The sequence below is a fragment of the Actinomadura sp. WMMB 499 genome, from assembly GCF_008824145.1.
Taxonomy (GTDB): domain Bacteria; phylum Actinomycetota; class Actinomycetes; order Streptosporangiales; family Streptosporangiaceae; genus Spirillospora.
This window is the reverse complement of sequence record NZ_CP044407.1, coordinates 1902169-1918855: the sequence shown is the minus strand read 5'-3', so window position 1 is coordinate 1918855 and position 16687 is coordinate 1902169. Positions and strand designations below refer to the sequence as shown.

Below are 16687 nucleotides of genomic sequence, written 5' to 3'. Positions count from 1 at the left end.
ACGACCGGCGGCCCGGTCTCCGGGGATCCATCCAGTGCGAAGGAGTCCTGATGACCGCGGGTGTCGCCGAGGCCGGCAACCGAACCCCGCCGCCCGACATTTCCGGGACCGTCCCGTGGCCGGAGCGGATCGCGATCGCGGTGTTCGTGATCGGGCCGATCGCCGGGGTGCTGGGGGCGGTCCCGTTCCTGTGGGGCTGGGGGATCGGCTGGACGGACGTCGCCATCTTCGCCTTCCTGTACCCGCTGAACGCGATCGGCGTGACGGTCGGCTACCACCGCCACTTCACGCACGGCGGGTTCAAGGCCAAGCGGTGGCTGCGAATCGCCCTCGCCGTCCTGGGCGGCCAGGCGATGCAGGGGTCGGTGGTCCGGTGGGTCGCCGACCACCGGCGCCACCACAAGTACGCCGACCAGGAAGGCGACCCCCACTCGCCGTGGCTGTACGGACCCGGCGTCTGGGGGCTCACCAAGGGCCTTTACCACGCGCACATGGGCTGGCTGTTCAGCAAAGACCGCACGTCCCGCAGTAAGTACTGCCCGGACCTGCTGAAGGACAAGGACATCCGCTTCCTGTCCCTCGACCCCGTGTACGCCCTGATCTGCCTGTCGACGTTCGCGGTGCCGTTCGCGCTCGGCGGCCTGCTCACCTGGTCGTGGCACGGCGCGATCACCGCGACGTTCTGGGCCGGGCTGCTGCGCGTGTTCGCGGGCGACCACATCACGTTCTCCATCAACTCCATCTGCCACGTGTTCGGCAGGACGGACTTCAAGACCCGGGACAAGGCGCGCAACGTGTGGTGGCTGGCGATCCCGTCGTTCGGCGAGTCGTGGCACAACCTGCACCACGCGGACCCGACGTGCGCCCGGCACGGCGTGCTGAAGGGCCAGCTCGACATCAGCGCCCGGGTGATCTGGATCTTCGAACGGCTCGGCTGGGTCTGGGACGTGCGCTGGCCCGACCACGACCGCCTCGCCGCCCGCCGCGTCACCGAAGGAGCCTCGACATGACGGACCTCCCCGCGCTCGACCGGACGCCGCTGATCGAGCGGCTCGCCCGGTTCGCCAAGGACTTCCCCGACGACCGCGCGTACACGTTCATGGACTACATGTCCGACCCGGACGGCGTCGCGACCCACCTCACCTGGGGCGAGCTGGACCGGCGGGCGCGCGCGCTCGCCGCCGCCATCCGGCGGGCCGCCGAACCCGGACGCCGCGTCGCGCTCCTCGCCCCGCAGGACCACCACTACGTCGCCGGTTTCCTCGGCGCGATGTACGCCCGGGTGGTCGGCGTCCCGCTGTTCTCGCCCGACCTGCCCGGCCACGGCGACCGGCTCCGCGCCGTCTACGACGACGCCGAACCCGACGTCGTCGTCACCACGAGCGCCGCGCTGCCCGCCGTCCGGGCGTTCCTGGACGGCGACGGCGTGCGCCCCGCCGAGATCGTCGTCGCCGACGAGGTCGACACCTCGCTCGACTGGACGCCCGAGCCGATCGACCCCGGCGACGTCGCGTACCTGCAGTACACGTCGGGGTCGACCCGCACCCCCGCCGGGGTGATGATCACGCACGGGAACTTCGCGACGAACGCCGAGCAGCTCTGGCGGACGTTCGAGGGGATCCCGCGCGAGTCGACCGGAGTGAACTGGCTGCCGGTGTTCCACGACATGGGCCTGGTGACCACGGTCGCGCTGCCGCTGGTGTACGGCAACCCGGGCGTCATCATGGACCCGGTCGCGTTCATCATGCGGCCCGTCCGCTGGCTGGAACTGCTGAGCGCGCAGGAACACGCGTTCACCGGCGGCCCCAACTTCGCCTACGAGTACCTCACCGCCCAGGTGACGGCGGAGGAGAAGGAGAAGCTCGACCTCGGCGGCGTGCAGGTGTTCATGAACGGCGCGGAGCCGATCCGGGAGAGCACGCTCACCGGGTTCTACGAGGCGTTCAAGGACTGCGGGCTGCGCAAGGAGGCGCAGGTGTGCGCCTACGGCCTCGCCGAGGCGACCGTGTACGTGTCGGCCTCGTCCCGGTTCCACGAGCCGACGCGCACGGCGTTCGACCACGAGGCGCTGCGGCGCGGCGTCGCCGAGCCGTGCGCGGCCGGCGCCGAGGGCGCGATCCGGCTCCTGGCCTGCGGCACCTCCTACGGGCAGCACGTGGTGATCGCCGACGCCGAGACCGGTGTCCGGCAGCCGGACGGGACGGTCGGCGAGATCTGGGTGCACGGCCCGAACGTCGCCGCCGGGTACTGGGGGCGTCCGGAGGCGACGAGGGAGACCTTCGAGGCCGAGCTGTCCGGGACGATCGGGGACGTGCCGCGCGGCCCGTGGCTGCGCACCGGCGACCTCGGGGTCCTGCACGGCGGCGAGCTGTTCGTCACCGGCCGCATCAAGGACCTCGTCATCGTCGACGGCCGCAACCACTACCCGCAGGACGTCGAGTACACGGTGTCGAACGCGCACGAGGCGATCCGCCGCGAGTACACGTGCGCCGTCGCGGTCGACACCGGCGACACCGAGGGCCTGGTCGTCATCGCGGAGCGGAACCGGCGCGTGCCGATCGCCCTGCTGGACGCCGACGAGGTCGCGCGGGCCGTCCGGACCGCGGTGAAGCAGGAGCACGACCTGCGCGTGCACGACTTCGTCCTGATCGAGCCGGGCGGCCTGCTCCGCACCAGCAGCGGCAAGATCGCCCGCGCGGCGTGCCGGGCCGCCTACCTGGACGGGACGCTCCCGCGCACCGGCACCGGCACCGGCACCGGGACCGGGACCGGGACCGGCTGACGGTTCACTCGCGCTCGCCGTCCGCGCCCAGCAGCCAGACGGGGAGCAGCAGCATCAGCTCCAGCCGCAGCTCCGGGTCCTCGATGTCGAAGTCGAACATGGTGTGGAGCTGCGCCATCCGGTACCGGACGGTCTGCGGGTGCACCTGCAGCGCGTCGGCGGCGTCGGTCGCGTTGAACCCGTGCTTGAGGCATTCGAGCAGGGTGCGCGCGAGCCGGGCGCCGCGGTGCGGCCCGGCGTCGGCCAGCGGCGCGAGCCGCCGCCGGGCCGCCGCCTCCGCGAGCGTCCGGCCCTCCTGGAGCAGCAGCTCGGGCAGGTGCCGGTCGGCGTGCAGCAGCCGCCCGTCCCGCGCCTTCGGGCAATCCGGGACGAGGTCGAGGGTGCGGTGCGCCCAGTGCAGCGAGACCCCGGCCTGCTCGAGCGGCACCGACGGCCCGGCCGCGCCCGTCCAGCCGCGCAGCGTGGCGGTGAGCCGGTCGGTGCCGCCGGGCCGGTCCGGGTCGGGGACGACGAGGCAGGGCCGGCCCCGGTCCAGGCCGGAGAGCAGGGCGGGCGGCAGCCCGCGCGGTCCCTCGCCGCCCACGCCCGGACGGACGTCCAGCACGAGCACCGCGATCCGCTCGGGCAGCGGCCACGCCGCCAGCGCCGCCTGCTCGACGATCACTTCGCGGGGGTAGGCGGGTCCGACAGCAGCAGGCTCAGCAGCCGGCCCCGGCGCTGCTCCCGCTCGCCCGCCGCCTTCTCCCGCGCCCGCGCGTACCCCTGCGCGGCGGCGGACGCCAGCAGGTCGAGGTAGGCGAAGTTCGCCTCGGTCAGCCGGATCGCCAGCTCGCGCGGCTTTCGCAATCGGTCGGCCTCCCGCGCCAGGTACCGCCAGCCCGTGCGCGACGCGATGCGCAGCGCGTTCTGGAAGTGCTCCAGGCCGCGCCCCTCGACGGCCTCCCCGTACCCGATGTCGAAGTAGAGCTGGTGCATCTCCTTCCATGACGCGTCGGGGTCGGCGATGAGGCGGACGAAGTGCTCCATCCCGCGCGCCGTGGTGTCCCGGATGACCTCCCGGTAGACGGGGTCGTCCGGCCGGGCGTACTCGGGGACGTGCCGCAGGATGCTCTCGACCATGGCGTCGCGCAGCGCGGGCAGGTGGGGGCGGATCCAGTCCGCCTCCTCTCGCGGAACGTCGCGCCAGGGCTGGGCCGACAGCTCGTCGGCGGGCCGTGCGGCAAGCTCGGTCACAGGTGTCACCTCCGTGAACGCAAACCCGGGCCGCCAGGCTAGGCACGGTGTGTCACGGGCGACACTCATCGCGATGACAACAGTTGCGGCGCCTTGCTCCGGTTGAGAGCGTTTTTCACCACGCGGAAACATGATCCGGGACATCTTTGGGGGTTATGTACAGAAAACGGAGACTCGTCTCGGCTTGTTTGCCCGTCAAGATCACGGGTAATGGACGGGCCGGTGAAGGAGGATCCCCGCATGCGGCACGAGGGCCCGCCGGACGAGCGGCACGCCCCGCGGGACGAGCGGCGGCGCATCCCCCGGACGGACGCGGTGCTCGCCGACCCGCGGCTCGCCGCCGCCGCGCGCCGCCTCGGGCGCGGACCGGTGAAGGCCGCCGTCGTCGCCGCCCAGCGGCGCGCCCGCGGCGGCGAGATCCCGCCCGGCGCGGTCCCCGACGAGGCCGCCGCGACGCTCCCGCCCACCGCGTGCGGGCTCCGGCCGGTGATCAACGCGACCGGTGTCCTGCTGCACACCAACCTCGGCCGGGCACCGCTGTCGGACGCCGCGCGCGCCGCCGTGGCCGCCGCGTCCGGGGCCACCGACGTCGAACTCGACCTCGCCACCGGCGCCCGCGCCCGGCGGGGCCGGTCGGCGCTCGACGCGCTCCGCGAGCGGGTGCCCGGCGCCGAGGCCGCGCACGTCGTCGGCAACGGTGCCGCCGCGCTCGTCCTCGCCGCGACCGCGCTCGCCGGGAACCGGGAGATCGTCATCGGCCGCGGCGAACTCGTCGAGATCGGCGACGGCTTCCGCATCCCCGAGCTGCTCGCGGCGACGGGCGCCCGGCTGCGCGAGGTCGGCACGACCAACCGCACCTCCCCGGACGACTACGCGGCGGCCGTCGGCCCCGCCACCGGGTTCATCCTCAAGGTCCACCCGTCGAACTTCCGGATCACCGGCTTCACCCGCTCCGCGGGCATCGCCGAACTGGCCGGGCTCGGCGTGCCCGTCGTCGCCGACATCGGCTCCGGCCTGCTCGAACCCGAACCGCTGCTGCCGGACGAACCGGACGCGCGGACGGCGCTCGCGGCGGGCGCGGGCCTCGTCACCGCGAGCGGCGACAAGCTCCTCGGCGGCCCGCAGTGCGGGCTCGTCCTGGGCCGCGCCGACCTCGTGCGCACGCTCGCCCGGCACCCCCTCGCCCGCGCGCTGCGCGTCGGGAAGATGACCCTCGCCGCGCTGGAGGCCACCCTGCGCGGCCCCGCGCCCCCCACGGCCGAGGCCCTGCACGCGGACGCGTCCGAGCTGCGGGAACGCGCCGAGAAGCTCGCCGCCGCGCTGACCGGGCAGGGTGTCGACGCGGCCGCCGCCTGGAGCGAGGCCGCGGTCGGCGGCGGCGGCGCGCCCGGCGTGGTGCTGCCGAGCGCCGCCGTGTCGCTGCCCGAGCGGTGCGCCGCCCGGCTCCGGCGCGGCGACCCGGCCGTGCTGGGCCGGGTCGAGAACGGCCGCTGCCTGCTCGACCTGCGCGCCGTCCCGCCGGGCGACGACCCCGCGCTCGCCGCGGCCGTCCGGGCCGCCGCGCGGGCGGACGGACTTGCGGACCGACAGGCGGATCGACATGCGGACGGACGGTGAGCATGCACACGGAACAGACGCGCACGGAAAAGACGCACACGGCGAAGACGCGCACGGGGAACATGCACGTCGTCGCGACCGCCGGGCACGTCGACCACGGGAAGTCGGCGCTGGTGCGGGCGCTCACCGGGATGGAGCCCGACCGGCTGGACGAGGAACGGCGGCGCGGCCTGACGATCGAGCTGGGGTTCGCCTGGACGGCCGCGCCGGACGGCGACGCCATCGCGTTCGTCGACGTGCCGGGGCACGAGCGGCTCGTCACCACGATGCTCGCCGGGGTCGGGCCCGTCCCCGCCGTCCTGTTCGTCGTCGCGGCGGACCAGGGCTGGCAGCGGCAGTCGGACGAGCACCTGGCCGTGCTGGACGCGCTCGGCGTGCGGCACGCGCTGCTCGCCGTCACCCGCTGCGACCTCGCCGACGCCGCGACGATCCGGCGGACCCGCGCGGACGCGCTGGCCCGCATCGCCGCGACGTCCGCCGGGGACGTCGAGGCCGTCGAGGTCAGCGCCGCGACCGGGGCGGGCCTCGACGGGCTGCGGGCGGCCCTCGGCAAGCTCACCGCCGGGCTCCCGGCCCCGGACCCGGACGCCGACGTGCGGCTGTGGACCGACCGGGTGTTCACCGTGCGGGGCCGCGGCACCGTGGTGACCGGCACCCTCGGCGCGGGCACCGTCCGCGTCGGCGACCGGCTCGCGGCGCCGGACGGCGGCACGTTCCGCGTGCGGGGCCTGCAGTGCCTCAAGGAGGACCGGCGCGAGGTGGCGGCCGTCGCCCGCGTCGCCGTCAACCTGCACGGCGACGGGGAGATCGGGCGGGGCGAGGCGCTGCTCACCCCGGGCCGGTGGCGCACCGCGGACGTCGTCGACGTGCGGCTGCGCGGCGACCCGGCCGACGAGCCGCCCGCCCGGCTCACCCTGCACGCCGGGTCGGCGGCCGTGCCCGTGCACGTCCGGCCGCTCGGTGCCGGCACCGCGCGGCTGAAACTGCGGCGCGCGCTGCCGCTGCGCGTCGGCGACGTCGCGCTGCTGCGCGACCCCGGCCGGCACCGCGTCGCCGCCGGGATCACGATCCTGGACGTCCGCCCGCCCCCGTTCGACCGGCGCGGCGCGGCGGCCGCGCGCGCCCGCGAGCTGGCCTCGCTCACCGGGCGGCCGGACGGTGCCGCCGAACTGCGCCGCCGCAAGCTGGTGCGGCGCGCGGACCTCGTCGCGATGGGCGTCCCGCCGCCCGGCGATCCCGTCGCCGGGGACTGGCTCGCCGACCCCGGCCACTGGGCCGAGCTGCGGCGCCGCCTCGTCGCGGCCGTCGAGGACCGCGCCCGCCGCGACCCCGCCGACCCCGGCCTGCCGGCGGAGGCCGCCCGCCGAGCCCTCGGCCTGCCCGACCGCGCGCTCGTCGAGGCGCTCGCCGCCCCCGCCGCGGGCGGCACCCCCCTGCGGTACCGCGACGGCCGCCTCTACGGGCGGGACACCGCCCCCGAGCTGCCCGGACACGTGCGCGAGGCCGTCGAGGCGATCCGCCGCGACCTCGCCGCCGCGCCGTTCCGCGCGCCCGACGCCGGCCGGCTCGCCGAGCTCGGCCTCACCCCGAAGCTGCTCGCCGCGGCCGCCGCCGCGGGCGTCCTGCTGCGGATCGGCGACGGCGTCGTCCTGCTGCCCGGCGACGACGCCCGCGCCGCCGCGCGGCTCGCCGAACTCGACCCGCCGTTCACCCTCGCCGAGGCCCGCCGCGCCCTCGGCACCACCCGCCGGACGGCCGTCCCGCTGCTGGAGCACCTGGACGCCCGCGGCTACACGGTCCGCGTGGACGACCTGCGCCGACGCTGCCGCGAACCCGGAGGTACCGCATGACCGAAGGCACGACCGCCCCCGCCGAACGCCTCACGCGGTACGCGCACGGCGGCGGCTGCGCCTGCAAGATCCCGCCCGGCGAGCTGGAGGACGTCGTCGCCGGGCTCACCGCCGCGCCCCGCGACCCGGCCGCGGAACTGCTCGTCGGGCTCGACACCGGCGACGACGCCGCGGTCGTCCGGATGCCCGGCTCCCCGGACGCGGTCGTCGCCACCGCCGACTTCTTCACCCCCGTCGTGGACGACCCGTACGACTGGGGGCGCATCGCCGCCGCGAACGCGCTCTCGGACGTGTACGCGGTCGGCGGGCGGCCGCTCGTCGCCGTCAACCTGCTGGGGTGGCCCCGGGACGTGCTGCCGTTCGGCCTCGCGAAGGAGGTGCTGCGCGGCGGCGCCGACGTCGCCGCGCTCGCGGGCTGCCACGTCGGCGGCGGGCACAGCGTCGACGACCCCGAACCCAAGTACGGCATGGCGGTGACCGGCGTCGCCGACCCGGACCGGCTGCTGCGCAACGACACCGGCGCCGCCGGGCTGCCGCTCACGCTCACCAAGCCGCTCGGCGTCGGCGTCCTGAACAACCGGCACAAGGCGACCGGCGCGGTGTTCCCGCAGGCCGTCGCGGTGATGACGGCGCTGAACCGGGACGCCTCGGCGGCCGCCCTCGACGCGGGCGCCCGCTGCGCCACCGACATCACCGGCTTCGGCCTGCTCGGCCACCTGCTCAAGCTGGCGCGGGCGTCCGGCGTCACCGCGGTCGTGGACGCCGCGGCCGTCCCGTACCTGGACGGCGCCCGCGAAGCCGTCCGGGACGGGTTCGTCAGCGGCGGCACCCGCCGCAACCTCGACTGGGCCGCCCCGCACACCGACTTCGGTGCCGCCGGGGAGGAGACCCGGCTCCTGCTGGCCGACGCGCAGACCTCCGGGGGCCTCCTCGTCGCCGGGGAGGTCCCGGGGCACCCGGTCGTCGGCGAGCTGGTCCCGGCGGCCGGCCCGGCGGTCGTCGTCCGCTGATCCCCGGCGCCTAATCCCCGGCGCCTAATCCCCGGTGCCGGTCCCGTCGGTGATCCCCGCACGGTCCCGGTAGCCGCGGACGAGGTCGCCGAGCGCCGCGCCGCGCGGGCGGCGGCCGGGACGGATGTCGCAGGTGAGGGCCTTCGCCTCCTGGATGTGGGTGTTCGGGTCCAGCGACAGGTGCAGCAGCTCGTTCGCCGCGTCGCCCGTGCTGTAGCCGTTCGGGCCCCAGTGGTAGGGGAGGCCGATCTGGTGCAGCGGGCGGCCGTCCACGACGAGCGGCCGCATCCGCTCGGTGACCAGCACCCGCGCCTCGACGGCGGCGCGGGCGCTCACGATCGTCGCCCAGCCGCCGTGCCGCAGGTTCCGCTCGGCGGCGAGCTCCGGCGAGACCTCGCAGAAGAACTCCGGCTGGAGCTCCGCCAGGTACGGCTGCCAGCGCGACATGCCGCCCGCCGTGTGGTGCTCGGTGAGACGGTACGTCGTGACCACGTACGGGAACACGCCGGCGCCCGGCTCGGCGCCGCTCGGCTGGTACCGGTTCGCGGGGCGCGGTGGCAGCAGCTGCCGGACGGGGTTGTGCTGCTGGGCGTACAGCGGGTTCGCGAACGGCGACTCCTGCGGCTCGTAGTGGGTCGGCAGGGGACCGTCCACGAGCCCGGCCGGGGCGTACAGCCACGCCTTCCCGTCGGCCTGCATGATGAACGGGTCGGTGCCCGCGATGGCGTCGGGGCCGGTGGCGCCCCGCGGCGGACGGTAGCCGGGGGCCTTGCTCGCGGCGAAGTCGGGGACGTCGTGCCCGGTCCAGGTTCCCCTGTCGGCGTCCCACCAGACGAGCGCCTTGCGTTCGCTCCACGGTGCGCCGTCCGGGTCCGCGGACGCCCGGTTGTACAGGATCCGCCGGTTCAGCGGCCACGCCCATCCCCACTCGGGCGCCACCCAGCTCTGGTCGCCGCCCGGCTTGCGGCGGGCCGGCTGGTTGACGCCGTCCGCGTAGCAGCCCGCGTAGATCCAGCAGCCGCACGAGGTGGACCCGTCGTCCTCGAGTTCCGTGTAGGACGACAGCGGGTTCCCGTCGCCGTCGAAACCGTTGATCTCGGCGAGGACGGCCTCCGCGTCGGGCTCGCCGAGGTCCCCGTGCGTCGGGTAGTCCCAGGTGAGGTCGAGGAGCGGGCGGTCCATCTCGTCGGTGGAACCGGCGAGCTTCGCCCGGATGATCCGGCCGAGGTGGTACATGAACCACAGGTCGCTGCGCGCGTCTCCCGCGGGCTCGACGGCCCGGTGGTGCCACTGCAGCATGCGCTGGGTGTTGGTGAAGCTGCCCTCCTTCTCGGTGTGCGCGGCGGCGGGCAGGAAGAACACCTCGGTGCCGATGTCCTCGGTGCGCAGCTCCCCGGACTCGATCTCCGGGCCGTCCCGCCACCATGTCGCCGACTCGATCAGCGAGAAGTCGCGGACGACGAGCCAGTCGAGGTTCGCCATGCCGAGGCGCTGCACCTTCGCGTTCGCCGAGCCGACGGCGGGGTTCTCGCCCATCAGGAAGTAGCCCTTGCAGACGCCGTCGATCTGCGCCATCGCCGTCTCGTACGTGCTGTGCGAGCCCGTCAGCCGGGGGAGGTAGTCGAAGCGGTAGTCGTTGTCCGCGGTGGCCGCGTCGCCCCAGTAGGCCTTCAGCAGGCTCACGAAGTACGACCGCATGTCGCCCCAGAAGCCCTTCTTCGCCGACTCGCCCTCGACGAACCGCTCCAGATCCAGGTCCGGGTGCGCGTGCGGCATCGGGATGTAGCCGGGCAGCAGGTTGTACAGGGTCGGGATGTCGGTCGACCCCTGGATCGAGGCGTGCCCCCGGAGCGCGAGGATCCCGCCGCCCGGACGGCCCATGTTGCCGAGGAGCGTCTGCAGGATCGAGGCCGTCCGGATGTACTGGACGCCCACCGTGTGCTGCGTCCAGCCGACCGCGTAGGCGAACGCGGTCGTCCGGTCGCGGCCCGAGTTGTCGGTGAGGAGCCGGCACACCTCCAGGAACCGGTCGGCGGGAACGCCGGTGATCCGCTCCACCATCTCCGGGGTGTACCGGGAGAAGTGCCGCTTGAGCACCTGGAACACGCAGCGCGGGTGCCGGAGCGTCGGGTCCCGTTCCGGTTCGCCCTCGCCGAGCCCCGCTCCGCCCGCACCGGCGGCCTCGCCGTGCCCGGACTCCGCCACCGCCCGCCGGTGCGCCTCGTACGCCTGGTCGCGCTGCCCGGACGCGGCCTGCACCTGCATGCCCTCGTACTGCCAGCTGTCCAGGTCGTAGCTCCGGTTCTCCCGGTCGAGGCCGGAGAACACGCCGTCGAGGTCCTCGGGACCGCGGAAGTCCTCGTGCAGGATCACCGAAGCGTTCGTGTAGTGCAGCACGTAGTCGTGGAAGTACGCCTCGTTCCGCAGGACGTGGTTGACGATCCCGCCGAGGAACGCGATGTCACTCCCGGCGCGCAGCGGGACGTGGACGTCCGCGAGCGCGCTCGTCCGGGTGAACCGCGGGTCGACGTGCACGACCTTCGCCCCGCGCGCCTTCGCCTCCATCACCCACTGGAACCCGACCGGATGGCACTCGGCCATGTTCGAGCCCTGGATGACGATGCAGTCGGTGTTCTGCAGATCCTGCTGGAAGGTGGTGGCGCCGCCGCGTCCGAACGAGGTTCCCAGACCGGGAACGGTGGAGGAGTGTCAAATGCGCGCCTGATTCTCGATCTGCACCGCGCCCAGCGCGGTGAACAGTTTCTTGATCAGGTAGTTCTCCTCGTTGTCGAGGGTGGCGCCGCCGAGGCTGGCGAGGCCCAGCGTGCGCCGCACCCGCAGGCCGTCCCGCTCCCACTGCCAGCCGTGCCGCCGCGCCGCGATCACCCGGTCGGCGATCATGTCCATCGCGACGTCGAGGTCGAGTTCCTCCCACTCCGTGCCGTGCGGGCGCCGGTACCGGACGCGGTGCTCGCGCGCGGACCCGGTGGTGAGCTGGAGGCTCGCCGACCCCTTCGGGCACAGCCGCCCCCGGCTGACGGGCGAGTCGGGGTCGCCCTCGATCTGCGTCACCCGCCCGTCCTGGACGTACACGTCCTGGCCGCAGCCGACCGCGCAGTACGGGCAGACCGACTTCACCACCTTCTCGGCGGTGCTCACGCGCGGCCGCAGGTTCGCGCTCGACCCGCTCTGGACGGCCGCGCCGCGCCCGAGCGGGTCGCCGCCCGAGAACTGGCGGTAGACGGGCCACGAGCCGATCCACTGCCGGACGCCCATGCCCCTCACCGCCTTCCGTTCCCTCGGCGCCACCGGACGCCGTCACCCGGACAGCGTCACCCGGACGCAGCGTGCACGTACCCGGCCCACGCCCGCCAAACACGGCCGCGCCGAACATCGTCGCGTCGAACGCGGTCGCGCCGAACACCGGCCGCCGCGGGTCAGCGGCCCGCGAACGCGGCGAGGCGCAGCGAGATCGGCTCCGGGCGCCCGCCGTTCTGGACGGCGGACGCGGTGAGGACGTCGAGGTGCTGGTAGCCCGGCGCGACGACGTCGCCCGGCCGCGGATCGCGGGCGCCGAGCCCGTCCCCGGCCTGCAGGTTGATGACCGGGTTCGCCTCGATGCCGCCCTGGTGGACGGCGCCGTCGGCGATGCCCGGCGCGCCCGCGAGCCCGATGTCGGTGATCAGCTTCGTGGGGAAGTAGTGCTCGGTGAAGTCGAGCGGGTGCTCCGACAGGCTCCGCGCGAGCTGCGCGATGTCGGTGACCTCCTTGGCGGCCGTCGTGAACGGCCCGCCGTGCCTCGACTCGTATCCGGGATCGTCGGGGGCGCCGATGAGGTCGAAGTTCCGCCAGGTGTACAGCGGCCCGTCCGGGGTGTCGGGGACGGCCTTGCGGTCGGTGCCCAGCAGCGTCGCGAGGCCGCCGAGCCCGAGCTCGTCCAGGTTGTTCGGCGCGGGGAACTCCTTGTCGACGATCTTCCCGCCGTCCCAGAACCCGACGCTGGCCTGCATGAACGCGAGCGGCTGCGAGTTGTCGTCCAGGAGCCCGCCGAGCGCGGCGGCGTTGGTGAACCGGAAGTCGCGCACGGTCGGCGAACCGGCGAGGAACGTCGGATAGTCCTTGGCGAACAGCAGCCGGTAGGTGGTGTCGGTGTTGAACGAGGACGGGACGTACGTCGCCAGGTCCGAGACGCCCTCGGGGTCGAGCCGCGCGGCGAGTCCCGCGATGGCGAGCAGGTTCATCGTCTCGGTGTTGACGACCGCCGGGGCCGACAGCGCCCGCGGGACCACGCCGGCCTCCAGGCCCAGCCGGACGATGCCCGCGCCGAACTCGACGAGCGGCACCATGTCCGCGGGCAGGCCCTCCATCCCGAGGATGGCGGTGTCGATGCGGGTGTCGAGCGCGAAGTACCCGGCGCACTGCTCGTACCCGGCGTCGGCGGTCGTGGACCGGTCGCCGTCGAAGTCCCACATCGCGAAGTAGGCCGTCAGGACGCCGCCGAGCGAGTGCCCGCCGCACATCGCCTTCCGCTTGCGCACCCGCGGGTCCGGCAGTTCCCGCACCAGGAGGTCGTACTGGTCGCGGACGGTCTGCGCCAGCCCGACGTGCTGCAGCCACGTCACCTGGTCGTTGCTCTGGTACCCGGCGAACGTCCGGCCGTCGACCTCCTTCTGCCGGTAGTAGTAGTCGACGGCGAGGTGGACGTCCCCGGCGGCGAGACCCGCCTTCATCCCGGTGCGGTCCTCCAGGCAGTTGGACCGGCGGTCGAGCGCCCAGAACTCGATGTGGTCGCCGCTCTCCGCGGCCTTGCGGACGGTGTTGCGGGCGAGGGAGTCGAAGGCCCCGGCGCCCTCGAAGATGCCGGGCTGCGCGATGAGGATCCGGTCCGCGTCCGCCGACGCCGCGGGGCCGTCCGCGTGCCGGTAGCGCAGGTACGACAGCCAGTCGCACCGCTCCGGGCGCGGGCCGGCCGACTCCGGCAGCGGCACCCGGACCCGCACCACCGACTCCTCGACGCCGGTGACGGGCGAGCTCGACGCGACGGGCGCCTCCGTCCGGTCGGCGGCCTCTGCGGAGGCCCGTGCGGAGGCCCGTGCGGAGGCGGGCGGCGGCGCGGTCAGCGCGGCGGCGGCGAGCAGTACGGCGGCCACCGCCGCGCTCGCGCGGTTCCGGGGTAGCGGAAAACGGGCGGCGCGGCGTCGCTTCATCACGCTCTCCTCGCGGCGGGGTCGATGATTCGACGATGAACGCCGCCGGCCGCCGGAGATAGTGTCCCGGTGCATGATTCGCCGCCCGCCCGTTGTCCGCCCCCGCCAATCCGGGGCGGGGCGGGCGTCAGGCCAGCGCCGCGGCCCCCGCCTTCTCGACGAGCCCGGCGTACTCGGTGAACTCGGCGGGCGTCAGCGCCCGCCCGTACACGGCGCCCGTCAGCCGGTTCGTCGCCGCCTCGGCCTCGTCCCGGCGGGCGACCACGGACGCGTCGGCGGCCGCGTCGTCGGCGACGTCCCGCCAGCCGAGGAACCGCGCCCGCGCCGGGCCCCCGGCGGCCAGGACCGTCTGCAGCGGGTCGAGACCGGCGGCGGTCGTCGCGCACAGGTGCAGGGCGGCGCGCCACTCGCGCAGGACGTTGATCCGCTGCATCAGCCGGGCGGGGCCGCCGGGCGCGGTCTCCTCGGCGCGCCAGCCCGCGAACACCGGCAGGCCGGAGCCGTCGGCGGCGTCGACGACCCGGTCGGCCAGCTCCGTGAGCCGGGCCACGTCGGCGCCGTCCAGGCCGGCCAGGTGCTCCTCGCCCCACTGGGCGCAGGAGCGGCCGTACCGGCGGGCGGCCTCGCGGGCGCCCGCGACGGCCACGCCCTCCTCCCAGCAGACGCGGACGGCGGTCGGCTCGAACCAGCCGAACGCGGCGTGCACCACGCTCGCGTCGACGTCGCCGAGCACCCCGCCGCGCCCGGTGAAGTAGAACGCGAACGGGTTTTCGTACCCGGCCTCCTTCCCGCGCGCGGAGGTGGCCGGGTCGAGCATCCAGGCGGCCCCGATGTCATGGATGGTCTTGTCGACGGACGGTACGGTCTGCTCGAGGTCGGTCACGGTCGCTTCGCCCACTTCGCGGCACCCTTCCCAGCTGAAACCGAATGGCCTTCGGTGGGGAGCGTAGCGGACGTTCCGGCTAGCGCCAGTCGAGGCAGACGACGACGGCGTCGTCGGCGAGGTCGGCGCCCTCGTGGTACTCGATCAGCTCGTCGATCACGGCGAGCGGGACCTCGGCCGGATCCTGCAGGCGTCCGCGGCGGGTGGCCTGCTCCAGCGCGTGCGCGCCGAACTCGCCGCGCGCCGTCCGGGCGGAGAACACCCCGTCGCTGACGACGACGAGGCGGTCGCCGGGCTCCAGCCGGAACCGCTGCGGCCGGTACTCGGTGTCGGGGAACATGCCGAGCGGGAGCTGCTGCTCCAGCTCCACCGTCGTGACCTCGGTGCCGCGCATCCGCAGGATGCGGGGCGAACCGGCGTCGATCACGTGGACGACCCCGTCGCCGAGGTCGATGCGCATGACGAGCGTCTCGGTGAACTCGCGGCCGCCGTAGCGGACGTGCACCATGTCGTTGGCGAGGCTGGCCTGCTCGGCGATGTCGGCGCCCGACCGGCGGGCGTTGCGCATCGCGCCGACGGTCAGCGACGTCAGCAGCGCCGCCTGGATGCCGGTGCCGGAGCCGTTGGTCACGGTCAGCGCCAGGTGGTCGTGCTCGGCGGACCAGTCGAAGTTGTCGCCGCCGATGGAGTAGGCGGGCTCCAGGTGCCCGGCGAGGCTGAACCGGTCCCCGGCGCAGGCGTGCCCGGGGAGCAGCTGCCACTGCAGCTCGGCGGCCAGCGTGAGGCGCTTGCTGCGGCGGGCCCGCTCGTACCGGTCGGTGTGGTGCCACGCGACCTTCAGGGCCGCCCCGAGCACCTGGCCGAGCTCCTCGAGGGCGGCGAGGTCGGAGTCGGTCCAGGGGCCGGCGGCGGCCAGCTCGAGGACGCCCAGCCGCTCGCCGCGGCTGGTGACGGGCACGTACAGGGTCTCCGGGGCCGCGCCGCCGTTCCCCGGCCGGCCGGGGGAGTGCCGGACGGGACGCCGCGACACGAACGCCCGGCCCGCGTCCGTCCCCCGGATCCGCAGGGTCCCGGCGCCGTCCGCCGGGGCGGCGCCGGGCGGCTCGACGGGAAGCAGGACGCGCGAGTGGTAGTCGTTCACCAGCAGCCGCAGCCCGGCGAGGTCCGGGCGGGCGCCCTCGAGCGCGGCGGCCAGCGCCTCGGGGATCGCGTGCGCGGGGGCCGAGCGCAGCGCCCGTTCCACCACGCTCCAGGGACTCGCAGACCCGCATCCCACTTCGTACCCCGTCCTGCCCCGAGCCGATGATCAGGGGAAGACTGCCAGAGAAGTTTGCCATGTGGCAAATACTTGACGGCGTGCGGGCCGGTGCGGCGGTCCTCCCGCCGTGCCCGCATCGTGAACGCGCGCGGTGTCCGGCCCGGTGGTCGGCCGGTCGGGACGGCCGGTCGCGGCGGCCGGTGGGGCCGGTTAGGCGGGGCCGGTTAGGCGGGCCCGGTCAGGCCGTGCGCGGACCGGCGGCCCGCACCGGGCCCGTCCCGGCCGACTCCCGCCGCTCGCACGCCAGCCCGAACTCGGTCAGCGCGTCGATGAGCCGCCCCCGGGACGTCGGCGACATGTGCTCCAGCACCTCGTGCACCGCGTCGCGGCGCCGCCGCGTCAGCTCCCCGTGCAGCCGCTCGCCCTGCTCGGTGAGCCGGACGATGATCTCCCGCCGGTCGGCCGGCGCCGTCTCGCGCACCACCAGCCCCGCCGCCTCCAGCCGGTCGCACAGCCGGCTCGTCGAGGACGGGATCGCGCCGAGCTCGTCCGCGAGCCCGCCGAGGTTCAGCCGCCCGAACCGCGCGATCGCCTCCACCGCGCGCAGCTGGATCGGCGACACCGCCGGCTCCAGCCCCTGGTCGGCGCGGCTCCACAGCAGCGCCGCATTGCTCAGCACCCGTTCCACGGCGACCGTGACGTCGCCCGGCACGTCGCCCGGCGCCTCGGCGGGCGCGGCGCCCGTCCCGTCCGTTCCGTGCTCGCCGGCCGGCGGCCCCGGTCGTCGCTGAGTCACACCCCCGCCTTTCCGAAGCTCCTACCCCGCGCCCCCGTCGCGCCGCCGTGC

General features: G+C 75.0%; 12 protein-coding genes. 5 read left to right on the top strand and 7 right to left on the bottom strand.

Annotated features, from left to right (window positions below):
- Positions 1 to 50: 50 nt before the first annotated feature.
- Together F7P10_RS08400 and F7P10_RS08395 are read left to right on the top strand one after the other, a co-directional pair.
- Entirely contained in the window at positions 51 to 1010 is a 960-nt protein-coding gene (locus F7P10_RS08400; protein WP_151008833.1) for an acyl-CoA desaturase, read from the top strand.
- The gene (locus tag F7P10_RS08395) at positions 1007 to 2782 is read left to right on the top strand and encodes a fatty acyl-AMP ligase (RefSeq protein ID WP_151008832.1); all 1776 of its coding nucleotides are present in this window, start codon (positions 1007 to 1009) and stop codon (positions 2780 to 2782) included. The genes F7P10_RS08400 and F7P10_RS08395 overlap by 4 nt, the downstream gene beginning before the upstream one ends.
- Positions 2783 to 2786: 4 nt before the next feature.
- On the opposite strand, the gene F7P10_RS44075 is transcribed toward F7P10_RS08395, so the two are convergent.
- Both F7P10_RS44075 and F7P10_RS44070 read right to left on the bottom strand, forming a co-directional pair.
- Positions 2787 to 3446: a helix-turn-helix domain-containing protein gene (locus tag F7P10_RS44075; RefSeq protein ID WP_254716485.1), complete on the bottom strand. Its 660-nt coding sequence runs from the start codon at positions 3444 to 3446 to the stop codon at positions 2787 to 2789.
- Positions 3443 to 4015: a hypothetical protein gene (locus F7P10_RS44070; RefSeq protein ID WP_254716484.1), complete on the bottom strand. Its 573-nt coding sequence runs from the start codon at positions 4013 to 4015 to the stop codon at positions 3443 to 3445. The genes F7P10_RS44075 and F7P10_RS44070 overlap by 4 nt, the downstream gene beginning before the upstream one ends.
- 240 nt (positions 4016 to 4255) lie before the next feature.
- On the opposite strand from F7P10_RS44070, the gene selA reads away from it, so the two are divergent.
- The 3 genes from selA to selD are packed head-to-tail and all read left to right on the top strand — an operon-like array spanning position 4256 to position 8492.
- Positions 4256 to 5632: an L-seryl-tRNA(Sec) selenium transferase gene (selA, locus tag F7P10_RS08385; RefSeq protein ID WP_151008831.1), complete on the top strand. Its 1377-nt coding sequence runs from the start codon at positions 4256 to 4258 to the stop codon at positions 5630 to 5632.
- Between the two features lie 2 nt (positions 5633 to 5634).
- Positions 5635 to 7482 carry a SelB C-terminal domain-containing protein gene (locus F7P10_RS08380; protein WP_254716483.1) on the top strand — a complete coding sequence of 616 codons (1848 nt, stop codon included), beginning with the start codon at positions 5635 to 5637 and terminating at the stop codon, positions 7480 to 7482.
- Positions 7479 to 8492 (top strand): selenide, water dikinase SelD, encoded by a 1014-nt coding sequence (selD, locus tag F7P10_RS08375; RefSeq protein ID WP_151008830.1) that lies wholly within the window; start codon positions 7479 to 7481, stop codon positions 8490 to 8492. The genes F7P10_RS08380 and selD overlap by 4 nt, the downstream gene beginning before the upstream one ends.
- A gap of 24 nt (positions 8493 to 8516) precedes the next feature.
- On the opposite strand, the gene fdh is transcribed toward selD, so the two are convergent.
- The 5 genes from fdh to F7P10_RS08345 form a co-directional block, all read right to left on the bottom strand.
- Positions 8517 to 11768 carry a formate dehydrogenase gene (gene fdh, locus F7P10_RS08370; RefSeq protein WP_254716482.1) on the bottom strand — a complete coding sequence of 1084 codons (3252 nt, stop codon included), beginning with the start codon at positions 11766 to 11768 and terminating at the stop codon, positions 8517 to 8519.
- 161 nt (positions 11769 to 11929) lie between these two features.
- Positions 11930 to 13699, bottom strand: coding sequence for a hypothetical protein (locus F7P10_RS08360; protein WP_254716481.1), 1770 nt, complete (start codon positions 13697 to 13699; stop codon positions 11930 to 11932).
- 127 nt (positions 13700 to 13826) lie between these two features.
- Entirely contained in the window at positions 13827 to 14597 is a 771-nt protein-coding gene (locus tag F7P10_RS08355; protein WP_151008827.1) for an evbL, read from the bottom strand.
- 64 nt (positions 14598 to 14661) lie between these two features.
- Positions 14662 to 15825 carry a PP2C family protein-serine/threonine phosphatase gene (locus F7P10_RS08350; RefSeq protein ID WP_218040421.1) on the bottom strand — a complete coding sequence of 388 codons (1164 nt, stop codon included), beginning with the start codon at positions 15823 to 15825 and terminating at the stop codon, positions 14662 to 14664.
- Between the two features lie 253 nt (positions 15826 to 16078).
- Positions 16079 to 16636, bottom strand: a complete 558-nt coding sequence (locus F7P10_RS08345; protein WP_151008825.1) for a MarR family winged helix-turn-helix transcriptional regulator — start codon at positions 16634 to 16636, stop codon at positions 16079 to 16081.
- Positions 16637 to 16687 lie beyond the last annotated feature (51 nt).